Source organism: Bradyrhizobium sp. S3.2.6, from assembly GCF_040546885.1.
Lineage (GTDB): Bacteria > Pseudomonadota > Alphaproteobacteria > Rhizobiales > Xanthobacteraceae > Bradyrhizobium > Bradyrhizobium cytisi.
The window spans coordinates 130,861-153,257 of sequence record NZ_JBEPOS010000019.1 but is presented as its reverse complement, the minus strand read 5'-3'; the positions used below and the strand labels follow the sequence as shown (position 1 = coordinate 153,257).

The 22,397-nt window shown below is 64.0% G+C and carries 22 protein-coding genes, 1 pseudogene and 1 riboswitch; of the genes and pseudogenes, 6 read left to right on the top strand and 17 right to left on the bottom strand.

The features are described 5' to 3' along the window. The first annotated feature begins 158 nt into the window (after positions 1-158). Together ABID58_RS27885 and ABID58_RS27880 are read left to right on the top strand one after the other, a co-directional pair. Positions 159-1,349 carry an adenylate/guanylate cyclase domain-containing protein gene (locus ABID58_RS27885; RefSeq protein ID WP_354036010.1) on the top strand — a complete coding sequence of 397 codons (1,191 nt, stop codon included), beginning with the start codon at positions 159-161 and terminating at the stop codon, positions 1,347-1,349. A gap of 16 nt (positions 1,350-1,365) precedes the next feature. Continuing rightward, positions 1,366-1,860: a GNAT family N-acetyltransferase gene (locus tag ABID58_RS27880; RefSeq protein ID WP_354036009.1), complete on the top strand. Its 495-nt coding sequence runs from the start codon at positions 1,366-1,368 to the stop codon at positions 1,858-1,860. 39 nt (positions 1,861-1,899) lie between these two features. Here the strand turns inward: ABID58_RS27880 and ABID58_RS27875 are convergent, their stop codons facing one another. The 3 genes from ABID58_RS27875 to leuC all read right to left on the bottom strand — a co-directional run bounded on the left by ABID58_RS27875 (position 1,900) and on the right by leuC (position 5,295). Continuing rightward, complete coding sequence (locus tag ABID58_RS27875) at positions 1,900-3,213, bottom strand: 2-hydroxycarboxylate transporter family protein (RefSeq protein WP_148752584.1); 1,314 nt, start codon at positions 3,211-3,213, stop codon at positions 1,900-1,902. A gap of 61 nt (positions 3,214-3,274) precedes the next feature. Further along, positions 3,275-3,874, bottom strand: a complete 600-nt coding sequence (gene leuD, locus ABID58_RS27870; protein WP_354036007.1) for a 3-isopropylmalate dehydratase small subunit — start codon at positions 3,872-3,874, stop codon at positions 3,275-3,277. Further along, the gene (gene leuC, locus ABID58_RS27865; RefSeq protein WP_354036006.1) at positions 3,871-5,295 is read right to left on the bottom strand and encodes a 3-isopropylmalate dehydratase large subunit; all 1,425 of its coding nucleotides are present in this window, start codon (positions 5,293-5,295) and stop codon (positions 3,871-3,873) included. Before leuC ends, leuD begins: the two co-directional genes overlap by 4 nt. An 82-nt stretch (positions 5,296-5,377) precedes the next feature. On the opposite strand from leuC, the gene ABID58_RS27860 reads away from it, so the two are divergent. Further along, entirely contained in the window at positions 5,378-6,367 is a 990-nt protein-coding gene (locus tag ABID58_RS27860; RefSeq protein WP_354036004.1) for a LysR family transcriptional regulator, read from the top strand. Between the two features lie 4 nt (positions 6,368-6,371). Here the strand turns inward: ABID58_RS27860 and clpS are convergent, their stop codons facing one another. From clpS to ABID58_RS27835, 5 genes are read right to left on the bottom strand one after another with little or no spacing between them, the layout of a single operon-like run. Continuing rightward, the gene (gene clpS / locus ABID58_RS27855; protein ID WP_148752581.1) at positions 6,372-6,677 is read right to left on the bottom strand and encodes an ATP-dependent Clp protease adapter ClpS; all 306 of its coding nucleotides are present in this window, start codon (positions 6,675-6,677) and stop codon (positions 6,372-6,374) included. 41 nt (positions 6,678-6,718) lie between these two features. Beyond that, entirely contained in the window at positions 6,719-7,060 is a 342-nt protein-coding gene (locus ABID58_RS27850) for a DUF190 domain-containing protein (protein WP_148752580.1), read from the bottom strand. A 2-nt stretch (positions 7,061-7,062) separates the two neighbouring features. Beyond that, positions 7,063-7,491 (bottom strand): fluoride efflux transporter CrcB, encoded by a 429-nt coding sequence (gene crcB / locus ABID58_RS27845; RefSeq protein ID WP_148752579.1) that lies wholly within the window; start codon positions 7,489-7,491, stop codon positions 7,063-7,065. Beyond that, positions 7,488-7,886, bottom strand: coding sequence for a fluoride efflux transporter CrcB (gene crcB, locus ABID58_RS27840; protein ID WP_354036003.1), 399 nt, complete (start codon positions 7,884-7,886; stop codon positions 7,488-7,490). Before crcB (ABID58_RS27840) ends, crcB (ABID58_RS27845) begins: the two co-directional genes overlap by 4 nt. A gap of 22 nt (positions 7,887-7,908) precedes the next feature. After that, on the bottom strand, positions 7,909-9,114 hold the full coding sequence (locus tag ABID58_RS27835; protein ID WP_354036002.1) for an MFS transporter: 1,206 nt from the start codon (positions 9,112-9,114) through the stop codon (positions 7,909-7,911). A gap of 90 nt (positions 9,115-9,204) precedes the next feature. Then, positions 9,205-9,283: riboswitch (Fluoride riboswitch) on the bottom strand. Between the two features lie 239 nt (positions 9,284-9,522). Between ABID58_RS27835 and ABID58_RS27830 the strand changes: the two genes are divergently transcribed. Beyond that, positions 9,523-10,401: a DUF1194 domain-containing protein gene (locus ABID58_RS27830; RefSeq protein WP_148752576.1), complete on the top strand. Its 879-nt coding sequence runs from the start codon at positions 9,523-9,525 to the stop codon at positions 10,399-10,401. A gap of 125 nt (positions 10,402-10,526) precedes the next feature. After that, positions 10,527-11,156: pseudogene (locus ABID58_RS27825) on the top strand (hypothetical protein). 116 nt (positions 11,157-11,272) lie between these two features. Here ABID58_RS27825 and ABID58_RS27820 read toward each other — a convergent pair. After that, complete coding sequence (locus tag ABID58_RS27820) at positions 11,273-12,331, bottom strand: class I SAM-dependent methyltransferase (protein ID WP_354036000.1); 1,059 nt, start codon at positions 12,329-12,331, stop codon at positions 11,273-11,275. Between the two features lie 253 nt (positions 12,332-12,584). Between ABID58_RS27820 and ABID58_RS27815 the strand changes: the two genes are divergently transcribed. Then, positions 12,585-13,175, top strand: coding sequence for a hypothetical protein (locus ABID58_RS27815; protein WP_354036020.1), 591 nt, complete (start codon positions 12,585-12,587; stop codon positions 13,173-13,175). On the opposite strand, the gene ABID58_RS27810 is transcribed toward ABID58_RS27815, so the two are convergent. The 8 genes from ABID58_RS27810 to ABID58_RS27775 all read right to left on the bottom strand — a co-directional run bounded on the left by ABID58_RS27810 (position 13,172) and on the right by ABID58_RS27775 (position 22,141). Beyond that, positions 13,172-14,416, bottom strand: coding sequence for a class I SAM-dependent RNA methyltransferase (locus ABID58_RS27810; protein ID WP_354035998.1), 1,245 nt, complete (start codon positions 14,414-14,416; stop codon positions 13,172-13,174). The two genes, ABID58_RS27815 and ABID58_RS27810, sit on opposite strands and share 4 nt — an antisense overlap. After that, positions 14,409-15,143 (bottom strand): TlyA family RNA methyltransferase, encoded by a 735-nt coding sequence (locus ABID58_RS27805; protein WP_354035997.1) that lies wholly within the window; start codon positions 15,141-15,143, stop codon positions 14,409-14,411. Before ABID58_RS27805 ends, ABID58_RS27810 begins: the two co-directional genes overlap by 8 nt. Positions 15,144-15,169: 26 nt before the next feature. Then, positions 15,170-15,724, bottom strand: coding sequence for a nucleoside 2-deoxyribosyltransferase (locus tag ABID58_RS27800; protein ID WP_354035996.1), 555 nt, complete (start codon positions 15,722-15,724; stop codon positions 15,170-15,172). Positions 15,725-15,762: 38 nt separating this feature from the next. Next, positions 15,763-17,691: a 1-deoxy-D-xylulose-5-phosphate synthase gene (dxs, locus tag ABID58_RS27795; RefSeq protein WP_354035994.1), complete on the bottom strand. Its 1,929-nt coding sequence runs from the start codon at positions 17,689-17,691 to the stop codon at positions 15,763-15,765. A 593-nt stretch (positions 17,692-18,284) separates the two neighbouring features. Next, the gene (locus tag ABID58_RS27790; protein WP_148752568.1) at positions 18,285-18,536 is read right to left on the bottom strand and encodes an exodeoxyribonuclease VII small subunit; all 252 of its coding nucleotides are present in this window, start codon (positions 18,534-18,536) and stop codon (positions 18,285-18,287) included. Between the two features lie 74 nt (positions 18,537-18,610). Next, complete coding sequence (locus tag ABID58_RS27785; RefSeq protein ID WP_148752567.1) at positions 18,611-19,540, bottom strand: histone deacetylase family protein; 930 nt, start codon at positions 19,538-19,540, stop codon at positions 18,611-18,613. 134 nt (positions 19,541-19,674) lie between these two features. After that, a complete protein-coding gene (locus ABID58_RS27780) occupies positions 19,675-21,333 on the bottom strand; it encodes a bifunctional metallophosphatase/5'-nucleotidase (protein WP_354035993.1) in 1,659 nt (552 codons plus the stop codon). Between the two features lie 49 nt (positions 21,334-21,382). Then, positions 21,383-22,141 (bottom strand): enoyl-CoA hydratase-related protein, encoded by a 759-nt coding sequence (locus ABID58_RS27775; protein ID WP_148752565.1) that lies wholly within the window; start codon positions 22,139-22,141, stop codon positions 21,383-21,385. Positions 22,142-22,397 lie beyond the last annotated feature (256 nt).

Below are 22,397 nucleotides of genomic sequence, written 5' to 3'. Positions count from 1 at the left end.
CTATTGGTCGCATCGTCGACACCTACACGCCCGCAGAATCCACAAACTACTTCGTGGCCGCAGGGTACTTGCAACCTGATCGGCTAACGCTCTAGCGCCAACGGCACCAGCCTACCGCGCAGCTTGACGGCTCCACAACTTCGTCGGCAAATGCGGGCATGCAAAACTCCGAGATTCAGCGCATCACCAACTGGCTGATCGACGGCGCAAGGTCATCCGGAACCCCTTCCGAGATGATCGCCGAGGTCTGCGAGCATCTGGTCGAGGCCGGGCTGCCGCTGTGGCGGTTCGGCATCTTCATCCGCACGCTGCATCCGGAAATCTTCGGCCGCAATTTCATCTGGCGGGAAGGCCAGAAGGTCGAGATCGGCACCGTCGATTTCAAGATCCTGGACACGCCCGAATTCGCCAGGAGCCCGCTCCGGATCGTGTTCGAGGAGGGGCTGGAGGTCCGGGGACGGATGGACGATCCGGACAGCAAGCGGTTTCCGTTCCTGGACGACATGCGCGCCGAAGGCGTGACCGACTATTTCGCGATGCCGATGCCATATCTCGACGGTTCGATCCACGCGACGAGCTGGGTCACGCGACGTCCCGGCGGTTTCAGCGAAGACGACATCGCCGCGATCCGGACCCTCGTGGCGCCGCTCGCGCGCGTCAGCGAGATCATCAGCTTGCGCCGCACCGCCGAGATGCTGCTCGACACCTATGTCGGCAACCGCGCCGGCGCACGTATCCTGGGCGGCCAGATCCGCCGCGGTCACAACGACACCATGCAGGCTGCGATCTGGCTGTCGGATCTGCGCGGCTTCACCGCGCTGTCGGACCGGCTGCCGGCCGAGACGGTGGTCGAGATCCTCAACCATTATTTTGATTGTCAGGTCGCGGCGATCCGCGGCCACGGCGGCGAAGTCTTGAAGTTCATGGGCGACGGCCTGCTCGCGGTGTTTCCGATCGACGAATATGTCGGCGATGCCGCACATGTCTGCGCGCGCGTGCTCGAAGCCGCACGCGAATCCCGCGCCAGCGTCGAGGCGCTCGCTTTCCCGGTCGGCGACGTCATCGAACGCTTCCGTTTCGGCGTCGCACTGCATGTCGGCAACATCCTCTATGGCAATATCGGCGGCGGCAACCGGCTCGACTTCACCTGCATTGGCCCCGCCGTCAATCTCGCGGCAAGAATGGAGAAAATCGCCGGCCGCTTGGGACGCACCGTCGTGGCGTCAGAGGGCTTCGCCAATGTCTGCCAGCATGACTGGCGCGATCTCGGCGATTTTCCGATCGCAGGATTTTCCAAGGCGCAGCGGGTATACGGGCTCGCCGAGGAGACGCCGGTGGTGATGGCGTGAGGCACCGAAGCCGCCCATGAATGTCGAATTCCGCCAGATCGAGATCGCTGACACCGACGCCTTTCGTGCGGCCGTCGACATTGTCGCCCGCGAGCGCAAATACATCGCGCTGGTGGAGGCGCCGCCGATCGAGCAGGTCCGCGCCTTCGTCGCACGCAATGTCGAGCGCGGCTATCCGCAAATCGTCGCCGTCGTCGACGGCGCCGTGGTCGGATGGTGCAACGTGCCGCCGGCCAGTCGTGCGGTCTCGGCGCATGTCGGCGATCTCTTCATGGGGCTTGTACCGGAGTTCCGTGGCAAAGGCTTTGGCGAACGGCTGTTGCGGCAAGCCATTGAGGCGGCAGATGTGTTCGGCTTCAGGCGTATCGAGCTCGGCGTCTTCGCGACCAACACCGCCGCTGCCGCCCTCTATCGCAAGGTTGGGTTCGTCGAGGAGGGCATCAAGCGGATGGCGATCGTGATCGACGGCACCTATCACGACGAAATCATCATGGCGCGCCTCAAGGGCTAGCCGGCGTTGCGCGGCAATGCCGGCCGTCGCGTGAAGACCCTAGTACGCGATCTTCATCGCCAGCGTTGCGATCACGATCATGATGGCGCCGCCGACGCGGGTTGCGATCTGGGCAAAGGCCATCAGTCCCATGCGGTCCGCGGCGCCGAGAATGGCGACGTCGCCGGTGCCGCCGAGCCCGGAATGACAGGCCGTCACGATCGCCGCCTCGACCGGATACATGTTCAGCCATTTTCCGACGAAGAAGCCGGATGCGACCATCGCCAGCACCGTCGTCGTGCAGATCGCGATGTAGCCGGGATTGAACGACGCCACGAGCTGCTGCCACGACACCAGCAGCGTTCCCATCGCCACCAGGATCGCGAAGGTGAGGCTGGTCGACATGAACTTGTTGATCTGGTAGGCGCCGAGCTCCATCTCGGCCGGCAACAGCTTTGTCAGCTTGAGCGCGACCGCGGCGATGATCATGAGGATCGGGCCGGGAATGCCGGTATAGGGCGCGAGCACCATGCCGAGCACGAACAGTACGCAGGACAGCACAATGCCGGCACCTAACAGGCTGAGATCGATCGGGTGGTCGGATCGCGCCGGGCCCAGAATGTCGTCATCGCCTGTTTTCACCAGCATGCCCTGGCCGTTGAGGTCGCGCCGTTTTTCGCCGAGACGGGCGAGAAGTCCGGCCGCGACGATGGCGACGACGTTGCCGAGCAGCGCCGCAGGCACCATCTGCGCCACGAGCTCGGCCTGCGGCCGGTGCAGCATTTCAGAATAGGCAATGGATAGCGGCAGCACACCTTCGGCGAGGCCGCCGCCGATGATCGGCATGATCACGAAGAAGAACGTCTCCCTCGGGCTATGACCGAACAGCAGTCCGACCGTGATGCCGATGGTGATGGCGCTGATTGTGCCGACCAGCAGCGGAACGAACATCCGGAGAAACCCCTGCACCAGGACGCGATGCGGCATGCCGAGGATCGAGCCGGCGACGAGGCAGGCAATGAAGAAATACTGCAAGTTGGCGGTGCGGAACGTCGTGGTGATCGCCTTGAGCGCCGTCTCCGGCATCAAGCCGTAGGCAACCATCGCGGCCGGCACGAACAGGCACATGATCGCGGTGCCGCCGATCCGCTTCACGACGGGAATGGTCTGGCCGAGCTTGCCGAGCAGGAAGCCGAGCAGCATCAGCACCGAGAGCCCGCCGATCACATCATTTGGCAGTTTTCCGGAATAGACCGCGGCGGCGCAGACGAGCGCTGCGGGAAAATAGACGGTGATCGGGAGCGGACCGATTTTCAACGCGGTGAGCGCGGATGGTTGCGTCGTCTCCGTGAGCTTGATGGTGGTGTCGGTCAACAATGCCTCCCTCTGTCGTTTTATGTTTGTTTGGTTGCCGGTCTGCGCGCTCCGCTCGCGCTCAGAACCAGGGATTGTCCGCCCGGTGCCGCGCCTCGAAGGCGCGGATGTCATCGGAAAAGACCAACGTCGAGCTGATCGCATCGCGCCCCGTGAGGAACGCCTCCTTCCGCGCCGACTCGATCGCGAAGAAAATGGTGCCGCCGTCGCTGCGGATGGTCTGCTGCTCGAGGTCGACAGTGAGCCTGTTGCTCGCAGGGCTCGCGACGATGCCGGCGAGGGTGCCGACCGTGGCGGCATCGAGGCTGATCGTCAGCAGGCCGTTATTGGCGCAATTGTCGTTGAAGATGCCGGCGAAGGTGGTGCCGATCAGGGCGCGAATGCCGAGTTGCTGGAGGCCCCATACGGCGTGCTCGCGGCTCGACCCGCAGCCGAAATTCGATCCGACGATCAGGAAGCTGGCGTCACGATAGCCGTCCCTATTCAGCACGAAATCTGGATTGGGCTTTCCCGCGATGAACCGAAGCAGGTTGAAGGCGCCGTCGCCGAGACCGCTGCGGTCGACACCCTTCAGGAACATCTTTGGCATGATCACGTCGGTGTCGATATTGGGCGTCGTCATCGGTGCAGCAGCGCCGGAGACGCGATGGAACGGCGTCATTGCAAATCTCCTCCGATCAGGTCGCGCACATCGGTGATGCGGCCGGTGACCGCGGCGGCCGCGACCATCGCCGGACTCATCAGGTGCGTGCGCGCGCCGGGCCCCTGGCGGCCCTCGAAATTGCGGTTGGTCGAGGAGGCCGAGCGCTGCCCCGGCGCGAGAATGTCGTCGTTCATCGCAAGGCACATCGAGCAGCCCGATTGCCGCCACTCCACGCCCGCATCGATCAGGATCTGCGCGATCCCCTCCGCTTCGGCTTGCGCGCGGACTTGTGTCGATCCGGGAACGACGATGGCGCGGACGCCGGTTGCGACGTGACGGCCCCTGAAGATGCGCGCCGCATCGCGCAGATCCTCGATGCGCGAATTGGTGCATGAGCCGATGAAGGCGAAATCGATCGGCACCGACTGGATCGGCGTTCCCGCCGTCAGGCCCATATAGGCGAGCGCACGTGTGTCCGCCGTCTTGCGCTCCGCCGTGACATTGCTGTCGGGATCCGGCACGCGATCGGTCACGGCGATCGCCTGGTCCGGGCTGGTGCCCCATGTCACCAGCGGTGCGACAGCGCCGGCATCTATCGTCATCTCCCGGTCGAAGCGGGCGTCGGAATCGGAGCGAAGCTGCAACCAGGTCTTTGCGGCGCGGTCCCACATCTCGCCCTTCGGCGCACGTGGCCGCCCCTTGAGATAATCGAGCACCTTCTGGTCGGGCGCGATGACGACGCCGCGTGCGCCGGCTTCGACGATCATGATCGACATCACGATGCGTCCCTCGACGCTCATCTCTGTCACGGCAGGGCCGGCGAATTCCACCGCATAGCCGGTGGCTCCATCGGCGCCGATGCGGCGGATGATCTCCATGACGATGTCCTTCGGCGTCACCCCGAGCGGTGGATGCCCGGTCACATGGATGCGCATCGTCTTCAGTCGGCGGTAGCACACCGTCGACGTCGCCAGATAATGCTCGATGTCGGAGGTGCCGATGCCGTAGCCGAGCGCGCCGAAGGCGCCGTACGCGGTGGTGTGGCTGTCTCCGGCGGCGATGACCATGCCCGGCATGACCAACCCTTGCTCGGGGGCGACGACATGCTCGATGCCCTGGCGCGGATCGAGGATGTCGAAATATTCGATGCCGAAGTCGCGGGCGTTGTCGGCGAAATAATCGACCTGACGCGCGGCGTCGGCATCCGGCATCTGTCGTGTGCGGCGAGCCGCGGTCGGATTGACGTGATCGACCACCATCAGCGCTGCGGACGGATTCCAGACCTTGCGTCCGGCGGCGCGCAGGCCGGCAAAGGCCTGCGGGCTGGTATATTCGTTGAGCACGGTACGATCGACATAGGGCAGCACCAGCCCGTCATCGTCGAGGCGCCGAACCATATGCGTATCGATCAGCTTGTCGTAGAGCGTGCGCCCGGACATTCGGCCTCTCCAGAGAAATCTGACTTTCTTCGAGGGTGCAGGACGGCCTTCTGGAAATCCAATGTCACCTCGTGATATGATTATGCGGTATTTGCATAAGCAAGGCGGTGCCATGGAGATCAACTGGCTGCACGATTTCATCGCGGTGGCATCGGCCCGCAGCTTTTCGCGCGCGGCCGAGCAGCGGAATTCGTCGCAGCCGGCTCTGAGCCGCAGGATCAAGGCGCTGGAAGTGTGGGCCGGGGCGGCGCTGTTCGAGCGCACGACCCACGCGGTCAGCCTCACGCCCGCCGGTGATGCATTCCGCCTGACCGCCGAGGACATCGTCCGCCGCCTGTCCGCCGGCCGCCTGGAGGCACAGGAGCTCGCGCGCGGCGCTTCCGACGTGTTGAAATTCGCATCGACCAATGCGCTGTCGCTGACGTTCTTTCCGGACTGGCTGCGCGGAATCGAAACGATGCTGTCATTCGTGCCGAACGTCCAGCTGGTCGCCAACCACATGGAGGCGTGCGAGCGCATGCTGCTTGCGGGCGAGGTGCACTTTTTGCTTTGCCACCATCATCCCGCCGTCGTCACAGCGCTGACGACCTCGCAATTCCGCTCGGCTCATGTCGGCGACGACTGCCTGATCCCGGCATCCGTGCCGGCATCGCGATCAGGCAGGGCCGCGCGCTTCAGGCTTCCTGGAACGGAAGCCGCACCGGTGCAGGTCCTGAGCTACCGTCAGGAGTCCGGAATGGGAAAAATCCTCGACGCGGTACGTTCGACCTCGCCGCTTGGCGCGCATCTGAAACCGGCGTTCACGTCGCATCTTGCAAAGCTTCTCGTCACCATGGTCCAGGCCGGCCGCGGCATGGCCTGGCTTCCCGAGAGCCTCATCGTTGATCAGCTTGCATCGGGCGCGCTGGTGAAGGCCGGCGGACAGGAGTGGGAGATACCGATCGAGATCCGCGTGTTCCGCCCGCGATCGCGACTGACGCCGGCGGCCGAAGCGTTCTGGACGCACGTTCAGGAGCATCCGCCCCCGAGCAGCCCGCGCAAGGCGCCTCGTGTGCGTCGGAGCCGGGGCTAAAGCCCTATTCCTCCGGCTCCGTCGTGAACAGCAGCGGATAGCCTTTGGTGCGGGCGGCGTCGGTGGCGCGGGTGGCCTTGGTTTCAGCGACGTCCTTGGTGAACACGGCGACCACACAGGCGCCCAACTTGTGCGCGGTGATCATGACCTTGTAGGCCTGATCCTCGGTCATGCGGAATTCGGCCTTCAGGATCATGGTTACGAACTCACGCGGGGTGTAGTCGTCGTTGATCAGGATGACCTTGTGCAGCTTTGGCCGCTCGACCTTGGTCCTGGTCCTGGTTTTCGGCGTGGTGACAGTGTCGTTCATTCCGCCTCCCGGAAACGGCGGGCTTGGGTTCCTGCCGGCGATCAGCTCGCGGCCTTCTTACCATATTGCAGGACCTGCACCTTCTCCAAGGTGATCAGCCCGCTCGACATCATGCCATCCAGGATGGGCAGGAATGCGTTGATGTTGTCCTCGCTGTCGACGATCTCGATCAGCAACGGCAGATCCTCCGACAGCCGCAGGATCTTCGAGGTGTGTAGCCGGCTCGACTTGCCGAAGCCCATGGGGCCGCGCAGCACTGTGGCACCGGCAAGGTGCAGCTCGCGCGCCTTTAGCACGATTGCTTCATAGAGCGGCTTGCCCTCGCAATAGTCGCTCTCGCCGATGAAAATGCGGAGTGAAACAGCCTGATTGGGGATCTGCATGGTCAACTCCTTTTCAAGCGGTTGTAGCGGCTCGCCATCATATGGCCGAGCCAGACCGACACCAGCCAGCAGACGATGGACGCGGCGACATAGGCGAGCGCGGTCAATTTCATGCCGCCATGGAACAGGCGGAAGGTTTCCAGGCTGAAGGCCGAGAACGTGGTGTAGCCGCCGCAGAACCCGGTCATGACGAGCTGCCGGTGCTCGGGCCGCGCCAGCACGCGGCCGTCAGGACCTGTCAATGTCGCATAAAAGCCAATGATCATGGATCCCGTGGCGTTGATGAACAGCGTAGCAAACGGAAAACCCGGGCCGGTCTCGAGCACGAGCGAGACGAAATAGCGCGCCAGCCCGCCAAGGATGCTCCCGAAGGAAACCCAGGCATAAAGCATCGCGCTGGGCCAGCGGTCGGTGAAAGAGGGCAATTTCATCCGCCTCTAGCCCCAAAGCCGTCGGCGAGGAAGAAGCCGCAACTGACGGCGAGGAGGCACAGTCCAACCGAGAACACGACATTGCCGAGTGCGTGCGCCGGCTCACCGTTACGGGCGAGTGTCAGCGTTTGCAGGCTGAACGAAGACACCGTGGTGTAGCAGCCGAGGAACCCCGTCACTGCAAACAGCCACGGGTTGGGCGCGGCGAACACCGAGCCGGGATGGGTCGCGAGCGCGCCGAAGATGCCGATCAGGAAGGCGCCAGTGACGTTGATCGTCATGGTGCCCCAGGGAAAGGTCTCGCCCAGCCGCCGCGCGATCACGCCGGAAACGAAATAGCGGGCGCAGCCGCCCAGCACGCAGCCGACCACGATTGCGATCACTCCGCTCAGCACGATGAACCGTCTCCCGTCATTCCTAGCTCTCCGCCCTCAAGTCGTTGCCGACGGCAAGCAGTCCCGCGAGCGCGGCCAGCGCGAAGCCAAGCCCTGCGAAGAAGGTGCCGACCGGACCATAGGCGTCCCACAGCGCGCCGGCGATCACGCTCGCCGCCAGCAAGGCAAGCCCCGTGAACAGGTTGAAATAGCCGAAGGCGGTGCCGCGCAGCGCTGATGGTGCAGTATCGGCGACGAGGGCCGAGAGCAAGCCTTGCGTCAGTCCCATGTGCAGACCCCAGAGCACGACGCCAAGTGCGAGGCCGGGGAGGCTCGGCAGCAGTGCGAGTGCGAGGTCGGCGCCGGCGAGAAAAACGAGGCCGAGCGCGAGCAGGGCAGTCCGGTTGATCCGGTCCGACAGCACACCGGCCGGATAGGCCGAGAGCGCGTAGGTGATGTTCATGAGCACCAGCACCGCCGGCACCCACATCGCATTGAGGCCGATGTTCTGCGCACGCAGGATCAGGAAGGCCTCGCTGAAGCGGGCGAGCGTGAAGACGACGCCGACCGCGACGACGCGCCAGTATACGGGCCCCAGCTGCCGCATGGCGGCGGTGTTGAGAGGGTTCTTGGCAGGCTTTCGACTTGCGTCCGGCTCCGGCTCATTGACCGCGAATGCGATCAGGCCAAAGGACAAAAACGCCGGTACGACGGCCACCCAGAACACCGCGGCAAAATGATCCGCCGTCCACCACATCAGGCCGATCGCGGCGAGTGGTCCTACGAAGGCGCCGACCGTATCGAGCGATTGTCGCAGGCCGAAGCTCGCGCCGCGCAGGCCCGCTGGCGAGATATCGGCGATCAGCGCATCGCGGGGGGCGCCGCGGATGCCCTTGCCGACGCGGTCGATGAAGCGCGCCGCGACCAGCCAGCCGACGCTGGGGGCAAGGGGGAACAGCGGCTTGGTCAGGGCGGCCAGGCCATAGCCGAGGGCGGCGAGCAGCTTGCGCCGGCCGAGCCAGTCCGACAACGCGCCGGAGAAGATTTTCGTGATCGAAGCGGTTGCCTCCGCGATACCCTCGATGAAGCCGACGGTGAGCGTGGAGGCGCCGAGCACGGTGACGAGATAGACCGGCAGCAGCGCGTGGATCATCTCGGAGGAGATGTCCATCAGCATCGAGACGAAGCCGAGCACCCAGATTCCCCTGGGCAGCCTGGTGCGCGCAGCATTCGGTGTGGTCGTCGTCACGTCCTGACCTTCGTATTCAGACAACAAAAAACCCGCCAGCGGCGGGCTTGTCCATGCTCCCGCCTAAGGCAGAGGCTCATGAATGCCTCACCTCAAGCAGGAGTCATCAGCCCACTACGGTCGTTCGGCCGCCGGGCGGTTGTCGGGGGACTCCATCCCCATCTGCATGGTCAGCCTAGCATGGAAATCACAGGGAACAAGTAGGCGGGCGCTCTGTCCCATGGCGGCGCCAGCGTGGCTATATGGCGGTGGTTTCGCACAACGCACGAAAATCCCAACGCGCAAATCTCTAACCTGGCAAATATCTAACCTGCAAATCTCTAACCTGAATGTGAAGCACAAGCGATCTTCGCACTTTGCGGCAAGCCGTTTGCATGTCACCATCGCGTCATACGACGGGAGGCTGCGATGCGCTTGCTGTTCTCGATCGGGGCTGTGCTGGTGGCCGGCGTGCTTGCCGGAGGGGATGTCGCGGGCATCGCGGCACCAAGTCCTAAATTTGAACCGCCGAAATTTGAACCGTCAAGACATCAGCGACAGGCGGCCGACGGTGACGCGCAGTCGGTCGATGTCGAGCTGATCCTCGCGGTCGACGTCTCCTACTCCATGGACATGGACGAACTCGCGATTCAGCGCGAGGGTTATGCGCAGGCGATCCAGTCCAAGGAGTTTTTGCAGGCGCTGAAGGTCGGCCCCAACGGCAGGATCGCGGTGACCTATTTCGAATGGGCCGCGTCCTCCGATCAGAAGATCATCATCCCGTGGCGTCTCATCGACGGACCGGAGACGGCGGACGCGGTCGCAACCGAGATCATGAAGACGCCAATCCGGCGCGCCTCACGCACCTCGATCTCCGGCGCGATCGGATTTGCGATGCCGCTGTTCGATGAGGATCCCTATCGCGGAATTCGCCGCGTCATCGACATCTCCGGCGACGGCCCCAACAACAATGGCAGCCCGGTCACCTTGGCGCGGGATGCTGCGCTCGAGAAAGGCATCATCATCAACGGCCTGCCGATCATGGTGAAGGAGCCATCCTATTCGACCATGGATATCGACAACCTCGATTACTATTACGAGGATTGCGTCATCGGCGGTCCCGGCTCCTTCGTGATCTCGATCAAGGATCGCGAAAAGTTCAAGGAAGCGATCCGCACCAAGCTGCTGATGGAAGTTGCAGGCCGCACACCCGAGCATCCGGTCGTGCACGTTGCGGAGAAGGACAAGGAGCCGCGCGTGAACTGCCTGATCGGCGAGAAAATCTGGTCGGACCGCTGGGGCCGCTAAAGTCCCACCCCCGGTGAGGCCAATTGTCTCGCCGCGCGCGACGGTTGGATTAACCGTTGGTTGACTGCGGCGTGGCCTATTCGATGTGTTTCTGAATGTTTCTGACGCTGCTTCCGAGCAGATTCATGGCCATCGTCACGCAAAGCACCAGCCAGATTTCGCCCGCCAATGAGCGGATGTATCACCAGAGCGCTCTGCTCGGTGAATGGAAGGGCAATTGGGCAGGCAATAACCAGCCCGTCGGCTTCAAGGTCGTGAACATCCGCGGCAGCCGTGCACAGGTCGAGTACACCCATAACGGGCACACCGAGCGTGGTTTTGCACAGATTACCGGCTCGCTCATCACCTTCGGTGACGGTCGGCACCAAGGACGGCAAGAACCTCGTGCTGTTGTTCTCGGCGGGAGGCGCCGGCAAGCAGACCGCGACGCTGGCGAAACAGGCGCCACCGGCCTCCGACAGCCGTCTTATGGGAAGCTGGGGGGCTATTCCAGTGACAACGGCAAGAGCGCGAGCTTTCGCGTGCTGTCCGTCAACGGCAACGAAGCGCAGGTCAGCGTCACCACCGACGGCATCACCCGCCAGGGCACCGGCATCGTCTACAAGAACGTCATCATGTTCGGGCAATCCCAGATCGCGACGGATGACGGGCAGAACGGCAAGATCATCTATCAGGTCGGCACGAGGTCCTTCATGGTGCCCGTGACGAAATATCCGCCGGCGGATTCATCGTCCTCGGTCGACGTGACGGCGTAGCCGCTTACGGCTGCTTCCTGTTGGGCTGCATTGTCTCCGCATCGTCTTTGCGAGCGCAGCGAAGCAATCCAGAATCTCTCCTCAGTGACAGTCTGGATTGCGGCGCCCGGTGAAGATCAGATCCGTGCCTCCAGGATCAGGTTGAAGGGTGTTTCGGCGGCGCGACGGAAGCGCGACAGGCCGCCTTCGCTGGCGACCTTGCGCAGCCTTGCCTCGCCGGCTTGCGCGCCAAGCGCGAGGCCCACCTCCTGATCGAGCGAGGCCGGCGTGCAGATCATGGTCGACGCCGCATAGTAGACGCGCCCGACCGGGTTGAGATTATCCTCGAGGCGGTCGCCCGCGAACGGCTCGACCAGCATGCAGGTGCCGTCCTTCGCCATGGTTTGACGCACGTGGCTGATGGCGCCGACGGGATCGCCCATGTCGTGCAGGCAATCGAAGAAGCAGACGAGATCGTAGCCCTCGGCCGGATAGGTCTTGGCCGAGTGAACCGCGAAGTTGACGCGATCGCCGAGCTTGGCCTCGGCTGCCGCCTTGCGCGCCGCCTCGATCGAGCCCTCGTGATAGTCGAAGCCATAGAAGCGCGAGTTCGGAAAGGCTTCCGCCATCAGCCGCGTCGAGACGCCGTGGCCGCAGCCGACATCGGCGACCTTGGCGCCGCGCTTCAGTTTGTCCACGACACCGTCGAGCGCGGGCAACCATTCTTGCACCAGATGATGCATGTAGCCGGTGCGGAAGAAGCGGGCGGTGCCGCAGAACAGGCACTCGCTGCGCCGGTTCCAGCCGACGCCCTTACCGGACTTGAATGCATCCGTAATCTTCGGCTCGTCGAGAAACGCCGCGGCGATGACATTGCCGACTGCGCCGAGAAACACCGGGCTGTCCTCGTCGGCAAGCGCCATTGCTTGTTCCGGCAGCATCGAGAACTTGCCGGAAACGGAGTCGTATTCCACGTAACCGGAAGCCGCCTGGCTCGCCAGCCACTCGCGGACGTAGCGTTCGTTCGTTCCGGTGGCTCTTGCCAGCTCAGCGGAATTCATGGGTCCCTTGGCGGCGAGGACGCGGTAGAGACCGAGCTTGTCGCCCAGCAGGACCAGCGACGCGTTGATCGCGGCCCCAACCTCGGTGATCATCTTTCCCATAAAGGCATTCAACCTGTCGGAATTGACCTCCATGACAGCCTCCATACAAACGCTGGGCATTTTCAAGGGTCTGCGCAATTGCGCGGTGCAGGACTGCGCAGGCTTTCGCGGTCAAAGCCGCGGCCTGAGCATGTGCGTCCTCTATGTGGGTCAATCTGGCGAGGGCGAGGTTCAACGTGTCGGCAAGACGTAATCCCGGAACTTGATGACGCGCCAGCCGGCGCTGCTCCGCTGGCATTCGCGATGTTCGGAGGGTATAATCGGAGCACTTTTGACGGTAGCCGGAATGTCCAGCCTCGCACGCTCTTGTGGTTTTGCAGCTTTGCTCGCCGTGCTTTGCCTCGGCGGGGCGCCCATTCATGCGCAGGTCGCACCCCTGCAGTATTGGATCCCGGGCGGGGCTTTCGGTCTTGGCAGCAGCGCCGACAGCTACGGCAACTTTCCAAGCTTCAATGCCGGCGATGCCCGCGACGGTTACGGCTTTCGCCCCGGTTTCTTTGTCGGAAGCCAGAGCGGCAATCTCGGTCTGAGCGGTTTCAGCCAGGCAGGTCTGGCCGGCAATCTCAGCGCGCTGTCCTACGACAGCACTCAGTTCGGCTACAACATGAAGAGCGCGGGCGGCATGCCCGTGACGTTCTTTGCCGGTTTCGACACACTGAAATATGGCAACGGCATTGGCAGTTCGGTTGCGCCGCTGACCTCCGGCGCTGCACCCGGCTATGGCGCATTTGGCGGTGTCGAATTCAGGCCGACATCTAACCTCAGCCTGTCGTTCGGAGCCGGGTTCACCCAGCGGGACTCGGGCCGTATGGACAGCGACATCAGGTCGAACATGCTGCCGGGCGAGTCGCCGGCGTTGGGCGCGCTTCGGCGCTAACGCGTAAACTTTGCCACCAGCTCCACATGTGGCGTGTGGCGGAATTGGTCGACGGGCACTACCGCGTCGATCTTGTAGCCGCCGTCGATCAAGAGCCGCGCGTCGCGGCCAAAGGTTGCGACGTTGCAGGATACCGCAATCACGACAGGCACCTTGCTCGCGGCAAGCTTGAGCGCCTGCGCCTGTGCGCCCTGGCGCGGCGGATCGAACACCACGGCATCGAAATCGCGCAGCTCCGGCGGCACCAGCGGACGGCGGAACAGGTCGCGTGGCTCGGCCTTGATCGGCTTGAGCCCCGGCGTGCGCGCGGCCTTCGCGAGCGCGGCAATCGCGCCGGCGTCGTTGTCGTAAGCCGCGACACGCGCCTTCTCGGCGAGCCTCAGAGCGAACGGGCCGACGCCGCAGAAGAGGTCGAGAACCTCCTTTGCCTTGCCAACGCGCTCGGCAACGAGTGCAGCGAGGGTCTCTTCCCCCGCCACCGTCGCCTGCAGGAACGAGCCCGGCGGCAGCGTCACCTCGGCGCGGCCCATCTGCAATGTCGGCGGCACGCGTTGCAGCACCAGCTCGCCATGCCGCGTCAGCCGCGCCAGGCGATGCTGCTCGGCGACGCGCGACAGCGCCGTGACCAGCGGCGTCGGCAGCGGGCCGGAGCCGCGCACGTCGACATCGAGGCCGCTGGCGGTCGCGGTGACCTGGATATCGAGCGGCTTCGTCACTGGCATTTTTGACGTCAGCGGTTCCGCGAGCGCCCAGGCGGCATCGAGCGCGCCATCGAGCGCGGGATCGAGGATCGGGCAGCGATGGATCGGGATCACGTCGTGCGAGCTTGCCGCCGAGAACCCGACCTTCAGCACGTCATGCGTGCCGAACCTTCCGTGCAGCGTCACGCGCCGGCGGCCAACGCCATGGGCATCGACCAGCGGCGCCACCTCGCAATCGATGCCGGCCTGCGCCAGCGTCTCGATCACGATGTTGCGCTTCCAGGCATGATAGGGCTCGGCCGCCCAATGCTGGATCGCGCAGCCGCCGCAGATGCCGAAATGCGGGCAGAACGGCTCAACACGCTCGGGACTTGCGACGTCGACCGCGAGCAGCTTGCGGCGGTCAGGATGGCCCGCGACATGGTCTGCCTCGACACTCTCGCCGCCAAGCGTGTAGGGCACGTAGACCGCATCGCCGGTCGTCAGCGAGACGCCATCGCCGCGATGGCCGACATGATCGATCGTGACGCGTTCAACCACGGCGCGCGCCCAGGAAGAATTCGATGTTGCCGTCCCCGCCCGCAATCGGGGAGGGAAACACCTCGATGTCGGTGCAGCCGAGCGACGCGGCAAAGGCCGCGATGTCGTCGCAGATCTCCTGATGCACCGCGGCGTGGCGGATGATGCCTTTCTTGTTGTGCTTCCGATCCGCCTCGAACTGCGGCTTGATCAGGGCGAGCAGGCTCATCGGCGCAGCCGCGAGCGACAGCGCCACGGGCAGCACCGCCTTGAGCGAAATAAAGCTGACGTCGATGACGACGACATCGGGCCGCGCCGGTAGTCGCTTGCCTTCATAGCTGCGGATATCGGTCTCCTCTATCGACACGATCTTGGGATGATCGCGCAGCGAAGCATGCAGCTGGCTGGTGCCGACGTCGATGGCGAACACCAGGCTCGCGCCGTTAGCCAGTAGCACCTCGGTAAAGCCGCCGGTGGAGGCGCCGACGTCGAGGCAGACATGGTCCTCGATGTCGATTGGGTAGCGCTCCAGTGCGCCCGCGAGCTTGACGCCGCCGCGCGAGACGTAAGGGTGCGCAGGCTCGGCCTGGATCACCGCGTCCTCGGCGATCGTCTCCGAGGGCTTTGCGACCTGCTTGTCGTTAGCCCTGACGAGGCCGGCCTCGATCGCCGCGCGCGCCCGCGCCCGGCTCTCGAACAGGCCGCGCTCGACCAGCAGAACATCCGCGCGCTTGCGGGCAGGGGACATCGGTTCTCCAAAGACGACTGAAGCGCTTATCTAGCGATCAATCGCGCGGCTGCCATCCGGACGCAAGTCTCGAACGTGGCGAGATCGTGCCAAACGTCGACGGGCTGCTTGGCCGGCGTCACCAGCGGGCAGCCGTGCAGCTCCAGCGCATGGATCATCATGAGATTGTCGACGAGGCCAAAATCCTCGACCGTCAGCCCCTGTGCGTCGACCAGCCGCCCGTCCTCGGAGGCGACGTGCATGAAGCGGCCGACACGGTCGGCGTAGGTGGTGCCATCGTTGGAATAGGCCATGCAAAACTTGCGGCGGCCGGCCATGTAGCCGAGCTCGTAGACAGTGCCCGGATCGGCGCCGGCGCCGCGGAACGGCGTCAGATTGGCAATGATGGCGTCGGCATCGTCCATCATGGCCTCGTTGCCGGCAAAGATCTGCCGCGAAGCGTCAGGCGCGGCGAGGTCGATGGCGTTGTCGAGCGGATACAGGCCGGTGAGGCCATGGGCAGCGCAGATCGCGGCCTTCTGCCGGCCGATCTCGACCGCATCCGGCAGGAACACGTCGGGACCTGCCAGATAGATTTTCATGAACGTCGCGCTGCTTCGCGTCAGGCCGAAGCTCGCCCTCAGGCGAGCTTGACCGTCTCGGTCTTGACGTCCTTGCCGAGCGCCTCGAACACCTTGGCGACGATGCCCTTGGCGTCGAGACCGGCGCGGGCGTACATCGCGTTCGGCGTGTCGTGGTCCAGGAACACGTCGGGCAGGACCATCGTGCGGAACTTGACCATCCCGGTGTCGAGCACGCCCTGGTCGGTCAGGAACTGCGCGACATGCGAGCCGAAGCCGCCGACCGAGCCTTCCTCGACCGTGATCAGGACGTCGTGGTCACGGGCGAGCTTGAGCACCAGCTCGGTGTCGAGCGGCTTCATGAAGCGCGCATCCGCGATCGAGGTCGAGAGGCCATGGGCGGCGAGCTCGTCGGCTGCCTTCTCGCACTCGGCCAGACGCGTGCCGAAGGAGAGCAGGGCGATCTTGCTGCCCTGGCGGATCATGCGGCCCTTGCCGATCTCGAGGGGAACGCCAACCTCGGGCATCTCGATGCCGCGGCCTTCACCGCGCGGATAGCGCAGCGCGCTCGGGCGGTCGTTGATCGCAACCTGAGTGGCGACCATGTGCACCAGCTCGGCTTCATCTGCCGCCGCCATGATCACCATGTTCGGCAGACAGCCTAGATAGGCATTGTCGAACGAGCCGGCATGCGTTGCGCCGTCGGCGCCGACGAGGCCCGCACGGTCGATGGCGAAGCGGACCGGCAGGTTCTGGATCGCGACGTCATGCACGATCTGATCATAGCCGCGCTGCAGGAAGGTCGAGTAGATCGCGCAGAACGGCTTGTAGCCTTCGGTCGCGAGACCGGCGGCAAACGTCACCGCGTGCTGCTCGGCGATGCCGACGTCGAAGGTGCGGTCGGGGAAGGCCTTGTTGAAGATGTCGACGCCGGTGCCGGACGGCATCGCCGCGGTGATGGCGACGATCTTGTCGTCCTTCTCGGCTTCCTTGACGAGGCTCTGGCCGAACACGTTCTGGTAGGCCGGCGCGTTCGGCTTGGCTTTCGCCTGGGTGCCAGTCGCGACGTCGAACTTGACGACGGCGTGGTACTTGTCGGCGGAAGCTTCCGCCGGGCCGTAGCCCTTGCCCTTTTGCGTCACGACGTGGACCAGGATCGGGCCGGTCTCCATGTCGCGCACGTTCTTCAGTACGGGCAGCAGGTGATCGAGGTTATGACCGTCGATCGGGCCGACGTAATAGAAGCCGAGCTCCTCGAAAAGCGTGCCGCCATCCATCATGAAGCCACGGGAATATTCCTCGACGCGGTTGGCGCGGTTGGCGAGGATCTTCGGCAGGCGCTTGTTGATCTGCTTGGCCGCCTCGCGCAGCGTGCGATAGGTCTTGCCGGAGTAGAGCCGCGACAGATAGGCGCTCATGGCGCCGACCGGCGGGGCAATCGACATGTCGTTGTCGTTGAGGATGACGATCAGGCGCGAGTTCATGGCGCCTGCGTTGTTCATGGCCTCGTAGGCCATGCCCGCCGACATCGCGCCGTCACCGATCACTGCGATGACGTTGTTCTTGCCGCCGGCGAGGTCGCGTGCGACGGCCATGCCGAGGCCGGCGGAAATCGAGGTCGAGGAATGCGCGGCGCCGAACGGATCGTAATCGCTCTCGCTGCGCTTGGTGAAGCCGGAGAGGCCGCCGCCGGTGCGCAGCGTGCGGATGCGGTCGCGGCGTCCGGTGAGGATCTTGTGCGGATAGGCCTGATGGCCGACGTCCCAGATCAGCCGATCGCGCGGCGTGTCGAAGACGTAGTGGATCGCGGTGGTGAGCTCGACCACGCCGAGGCCCGCGCCGAAGTGACCGCCGGTCACCGAGACGGCGTCGATGGTCTCCTGACGCAGCTCGTCGGCAACCTGGCGAACCTGTTCCACCTTGAGCTTGCGAAGGTCGTCCGGCGTCCGGATGGTGTCGAGAAGCGGCGTTTTACTATATGCGTTCACGGCGATTTCCAATTTGTCAGCGCCGGAAGATCGTTCCGGTGCGCGATGGGTTTGCACAATGTCGGCGCAGCGCGAGTCCTTAAACCGTCGGAGCCACCTGCATGGGGCAAAAGCCCCGTCTTCAAGCTTAGGTGAGCTTAAGTGCGCTCCGGTTCAGTCTCTGTGATCCTTGTCACGTAGATCGGCTTCGTCCGTCCCAGCCAATTTCATTAGCGATTTGAAGCGCTTGTCGTCGGAAATCGGTCCCCACGTCAAAGCTAACAAAAAGCCACACTCTGCGCAGCTTTACACCAAAGCTTGGGCCAAAGCCAACCCGGCCCGACCGATTACGGGCATGCCCGTGCAACCCGTGGGCCAGGGTGGTTAATCCTGGCGCCGGCGGACGGTTCCAGCCTTGCCCAGTTCCTTGGCAGGATTTTGGGCAAGCGCGAGGCTTTTTCGGATGGATTCGAGAGGCCGGAGGTTCCCTCGCGGGGCAGTTCCCCAATCTTCATGGGCCCAGCCATTTAGCCCTTGAAGGGAAGGGCAGCGTGCGATCATGAAAAATTGCAGGCGGCCATTGCCCAAAACGGGCGGCTTTTGTGCGACGGCGTTTACTGCACGTCGAGCGGTGCAGTGCCGTTGGCTTGGCCGCTCGCATCGATGGTGATCTTGTCGACGCGCGCCTCCGCCTGGCGCAACAGCTCCTCGCAGCGGCGCTTCAGGGCTTCGCCGCGCTCGTAGATCGTGACGGATTCCTCGAGCGGCACCTTGCCGTCCTCAAGCCGCTTCACGATCGTTTCGAGTTCCTCGATCGCGCGCTCGAAGGTGAGCCGGGAGACGTCGACTTGGGTATTTTCGGCCATATCCGTTTCCGATTGCCCGATTCGCTTCTCGTGTAAAACAGCAGAGTTTTGCGGGCTTAATGTGGCGGGTCTGTCTAGGCGCCCATCAGGGCGCCGACATGCGCCGTAACAGATTCTTTCAGTCCTTGCAGGTCGTAGCCGCCTTCGAGCACAGAAACAACGCGCCCGCCAGCGGACTTGTCGGCAAGGTCCATCAGCTTGCGCGTGACCCAGCTGTAGTCCTCAGCACGCAAATTCAGCGAGGCCAGCGGATCGCGGTAATGCGCGTCGAAGCCCGCGGAGATGATGAGCAATTCGGGGCTGAATTTTTCGAGTTGCGGCAGGATCAAATTCTCGAACGCACTGCGGAATTCGGGCCCGCCGTCTTCCGAAGCGAGCGGTGCGTTGACGATGGTGTCGTGATCGCCGCGTTCGCCCTTGGCGCCGGTGCCCGGAAACAGCGGCATTTGATGCGTCGAGCAGTACATCACGGTCGGGTCCGACCAGAAGATGTCCTGGGTGCCGTTGCCGTGATGCACGTCGAAATCGACGATGGCCGCGCGCTTGATGCCATATTTGCGCTGCGCATGGCGCGCGGCGATCGCGGCATTGTCGAAGAAGCAGAAGCCCATCGGCTTGCCGATCTCGGCGTGATGGCCGGGCGGGCGCACGGCGACGAAGGCGTTGCGGTGCTCGCCGTTCATCACCGCTTGGGTCGCAGCCACGGCGCCGCCGACGCCGCGCATCACCGCTTCCCACGTGCCGGGGGACATCGAGGTATCGCCGTCGATATAGACCTGGCCGCTGGCCGGCGCGATGTGACGCAGCTCGGTGACGTAATCTTCGTTGTGGCACAGTGTGACGAGGTCGAGATCGCCCTCCGGCGCCAGGTCGCGGGCCAGGAACTGGAAGCGCTCAACCGACAGCGCCTCCTCCACCGCGCGCAGGCGGTCGGGTCTTTCAGGGTGTCCCGGCGGCGTGACGTGGTCGAGGCAGGCCTTGTGGGAAAGGAGAAGAGTGCTCATCAGGTCGGCCTCACTGGGAACGAACTCTCGACGTCGCTTGGCGCATCCAACGACAAAACGCAATGCAAAACCCAATCTATGCGTTCCATCGCGAATGGCAAAGGGCGTCCCGTTCCACCCAGGTTTGATCCGGATCAATTCACCCGCAGGATGCGGGTCGGCGGCAGCGGGCCGATCGGACCATGTGCTTTAAAGAAGGCAAACAGCGCATCGGCGTCATAGCCGCCATATTGCGGCGAAGCGCCCTGTCTCGCGACCGTAAAACCATCGCCACCGACGGCGAGGTAATCGTTGACGGTCACACGGTAGCCGGTACCCGGCTCGATCGGCTTGCCATTGAGCGTCATCTTGTCGGCTATCACGCGCTCGCCGAGCGGCTTTGATGCGTCCCAGCTGTAGCTGAACCCGATCGACACCTGGAGAATCCGAGGCCGCTTCGGATCGAGCCATTGCTGCTCCAGCATGTCCTTGAGCTGGCTGCCTGACAGCGTCATGGTGACAAGGCGGTTGCGGAACGGCTGGCTCGCGAACAGCTCGCCGTAGGACACAGCGCCGTTCTCTTTCGGGATGATGTCGGTGCGGATGCCGCCGGGATTGGTGAACGCGATGACAGCGCTGCCATCCTTGGCGTCCCTGGTTGCGGCAAGCTGCGCATCGGCGATGACGTCGCCGAGTGCGCTTTCGCCAGCCTCGTTCGGCACGCGCGACAGCGTCTGCGTCACCGATCCGGCCGGCCGGTTGGCAATCGGCGCCGAGAGGTTGTCGTAGGCGTCGATCAGAGCGGTCTGCTCGGGATCCTTGGCGAGCGAAGCGTTGGCGACGATGACGTTCTCGGCCCTGGCGCTGACGATGTCGCGTGTTGCGGGATCGAGCTTGAGGTCGATCGCGGTGACGAGCGTGCCGTATTTGTCGCCGCTCGTCACCAGCCGGCCGTCGATTTGGCAAACATAGGCACGATGGGTGTGGCCGCTGACCACGACGTCGACGGCGCGGTCGAACTTCTTGACGATGTCGACGATCGGCCCCGCAATCGCCGGGCATTCGTTGTAATCGCCGCTTGGCTCGCCGCCCTGGTGGATCAACACCACGATCGCCTCGACGCCCCGCGCCTTCAATTGCGGCACCAGCGCGTTCACGGTCTCGGCCTCGTCGCGGAATTCGAGCCCGGCAATGCCTGACGGAGAGACGATGCCGGCGGTGTCCTTCAAGGTCAGCCCGATGAAGGCGACCGGGACGCCCTCGAACTCCCTGATCTCGTAAGGCGGCAACACGCTCTTGCCGGTCGCAGTCTCGATGGTGGAGGCCGCAAGATAATGAAATTTTGCGCCGGTGAAAGGATGCGGTCCCTGGCATCCGTCCTCCGGATGGCAGCCGCCGTTCTGCATCCTGAGCAACTCGGTCTTGCCTTCGTCGAATTCGTGATTGCCGACAGAGGTGATCGCAAGCCCCATCATCGAGAGCGACTCGACCGACGGCTCGTCGTGAAACATCGCCGACAGGAACGGGCTCGCCCCGATCAGGTCGCCGGCGGCGACGAAGATGGTGTTCTTGTGCCCCTCGCGCAATTGCTTGACCAGCGTTGCCATGTACTCGGCGCCGCCGGCGGCGACCATCACTTTCTTGCTCTTGTCTTCGGGATCATTGATGCGGATGCCGCCCGGCGGCGGACGGAGATTGCCGTGGAAATCGTTGATCGCGAGAATGCGCAGCTCGACGGGCGCCGCGGTCTGGGCCGCGGCGGGCAGGGCGGCGAGCGCGAGGGCGAAGCTGGTCAGGCGGAGAAGATGTCGCATGGAACAAGATTAGTCATTCCGCGCGAAGATTTCACGAAAGTTCTCTTGCCTACCTCTTCTTCCTGTTCGCAAACGCATTGAACGCGGCCGTGGCCTCGTCCGATTTCAACCGTTCGCCGAATAAATGGGCTTCCTGGTCGATGCGGCGGGTGAGCTCTTCCGGGGCTGGGCGCAGCAATTTGCGCGAGATTGCGACCGCCTCCGCCGGCAGCCGGCAGATCTCGCGCGCCACCTTGCGGGCCTCGACCTCGGTATGTCCCGGCGACACCACGGTGTTGACGAAGCCGGCGGCATGGGCCTCCGCGGCGGTGAAGCTGCGTCCCATCACCAGCATGCCGAAGGCGCGCTGGTAACCCATGGTGCTCGGCATCAGCAGGCTGGCGGCGCCGACCGGCACGAGCCCGAGATTGATGTAAGGCGCCGAGAAGGTCGCGGCGTTGGAGGCGAGCACGTAGTCGCAGTGAAACAGCATCACGGTGCCCATGCCGATCGAGGCGCCGTCCACGGCTGCGATGATCGGCTTGACGTTGAGGGCCAGCGAATACAGGAATTTGGCGCCGTCCGACAGCGTCTCGGGCCGCGACGCGTCGGCCTTGATGAAATCGTCGATGTCGTCGCCGGCCGTGAACACGCCGGAGCCGCCCGTGATGATCATGCAGCGGATGTCGGGATTGTTCTGCGCGGTGTCGATCGCGCGGCTCATTTCGCGATACATGTCCTGGGTGATCGCGTTCTTCTTGCCCGGGCGGCGCAGGGTGATCACGCGCGTTCCACGCTCTTCGGTGACGACGATATTGCCGTTCGGCATGAGGACTCCCTCCGGCCGCCGCGGCGCCTGCCATCGGCGACTCTTGCGAGGCGCAGCCTACATGATCGGGCAGGCGTGCCAATCCTGCGGCTCAACCATTTCGGTGGTGATACCCGCGAGCGGTCGCATGACACCCGTCCGATGATGGCGCTCGTCCGGGAACCGTGGCGCGAAAAGCTGGATCACATGTGCTGCGGAGTTTTGCGCATTGCAACAATCGGCTACAATGTTTCGATTGAAAAACCGGTGGTTGTGC

What these genes read in the sequence shown, in the direction of transcription:
- ABID58_RS27880 (WP_354036009.1), top strand. Translation starts at nt 1,366, where the DNA reads ATGAATGTCGAATTCCGCCAGATCGAGATCGCTGACACCGACGCCTTT.
- leuC (WP_354036006.1), bottom strand. Translation starts at nt 5,295, where the DNA reads ATGTCCGGGCGCACGCTCTACGACAAGCTGATCGATACGCATATGGTT.
- ABID58_RS27780 (WP_354035993.1), bottom strand. Translation starts at nt 21,333, where the DNA reads ATGCGACATCTTCTCCGCCTGACCAGCTTCGCCCTCGCGCTCGCCGCC.
- clpS (WP_148752581.1), bottom strand. Translation starts at nt 6,677, where the DNA reads ATGAACGACACTGTCACCACGCCGAAAACCAGGACCAGGACCAAGGTC.
- ABID58_RS27820 (WP_354036000.1), bottom strand. Translation starts at nt 12,331, where the DNA reads ATGGAGGTCAATTCCGACAGGTTGAATGCCTTTATGGGAAAGATGATC.
- ABID58_RS27860 (WP_354036004.1), top strand. Translation starts at nt 5,378, where the DNA reads ATGCGGTATTTGCATAAGCAAGGCGGTGCCATGGAGATCAACTGGCTG.
- leuD (WP_354036007.1), bottom strand. Translation starts at nt 3,874, where the DNA reads ATGACGCCGTTCCATCGCGTCTCCGGCGCTGCTGCACCGATGACGACG.
- crcB (WP_148752579.1), bottom strand. Translation starts at nt 7,491, where the DNA reads ATGAAATTGCCCTCTTTCACCGACCGCTGGCCCAGCGCGATGCTTTAT.
- ABID58_RS27790 (WP_148752568.1), bottom strand. Translation starts at nt 18,536, where the DNA reads ATGGCCGAAAATACCCAAGTCGACGTCTCCCGGCTCACCTTCGAGCGC.
- ABID58_RS27830 (WP_148752576.1), top strand. Translation starts at nt 9,523, where the DNA reads ATGCGCTTGCTGTTCTCGATCGGGGCTGTGCTGGTGGCCGGCGTGCTT.
- ABID58_RS27805 (WP_354035997.1), bottom strand. Translation starts at nt 15,143, where the DNA reads ATGTCCCCTGCCCGCAAGCGCGCGGATGTTCTGCTGGTCGAGCGCGGC.
- ABID58_RS27785 (WP_148752567.1), bottom strand. Translation starts at nt 19,540, where the DNA reads ATGAGCACTCTTCTCCTTTCCCACAAGGCCTGCCTCGACCACGTCACG.
- ABID58_RS27850 (WP_148752580.1), bottom strand. Translation starts at nt 7,060, where the DNA reads ATGCAGATCCCCAATCAGGCTGTTTCACTCCGCATTTTCATCGGCGAG.
- ABID58_RS27800 (WP_354035996.1), bottom strand. Translation starts at nt 15,724, where the DNA reads ATGAAAATCTATCTGGCAGGTCCCGACGTGTTCCTGCCGGATGCGGTC.
- ABID58_RS27815 (WP_354036020.1), top strand. Translation starts at nt 12,585, where the DNA reads ATGTCCAGCCTCGCACGCTCTTGTGGTTTTGCAGCTTTGCTCGCCGTG.
- ABID58_RS27775 (WP_148752565.1), bottom strand. Translation starts at nt 22,141, where the DNA reads ATGCCGAACGGCAATATCGTCGTCACCGAAGAGCGTGGAACGCGCGTG.
- ABID58_RS27885 (WP_354036010.1), top strand. Translation starts at nt 159, where the DNA reads ATGCAAAACTCCGAGATTCAGCGCATCACCAACTGGCTGATCGACGGC.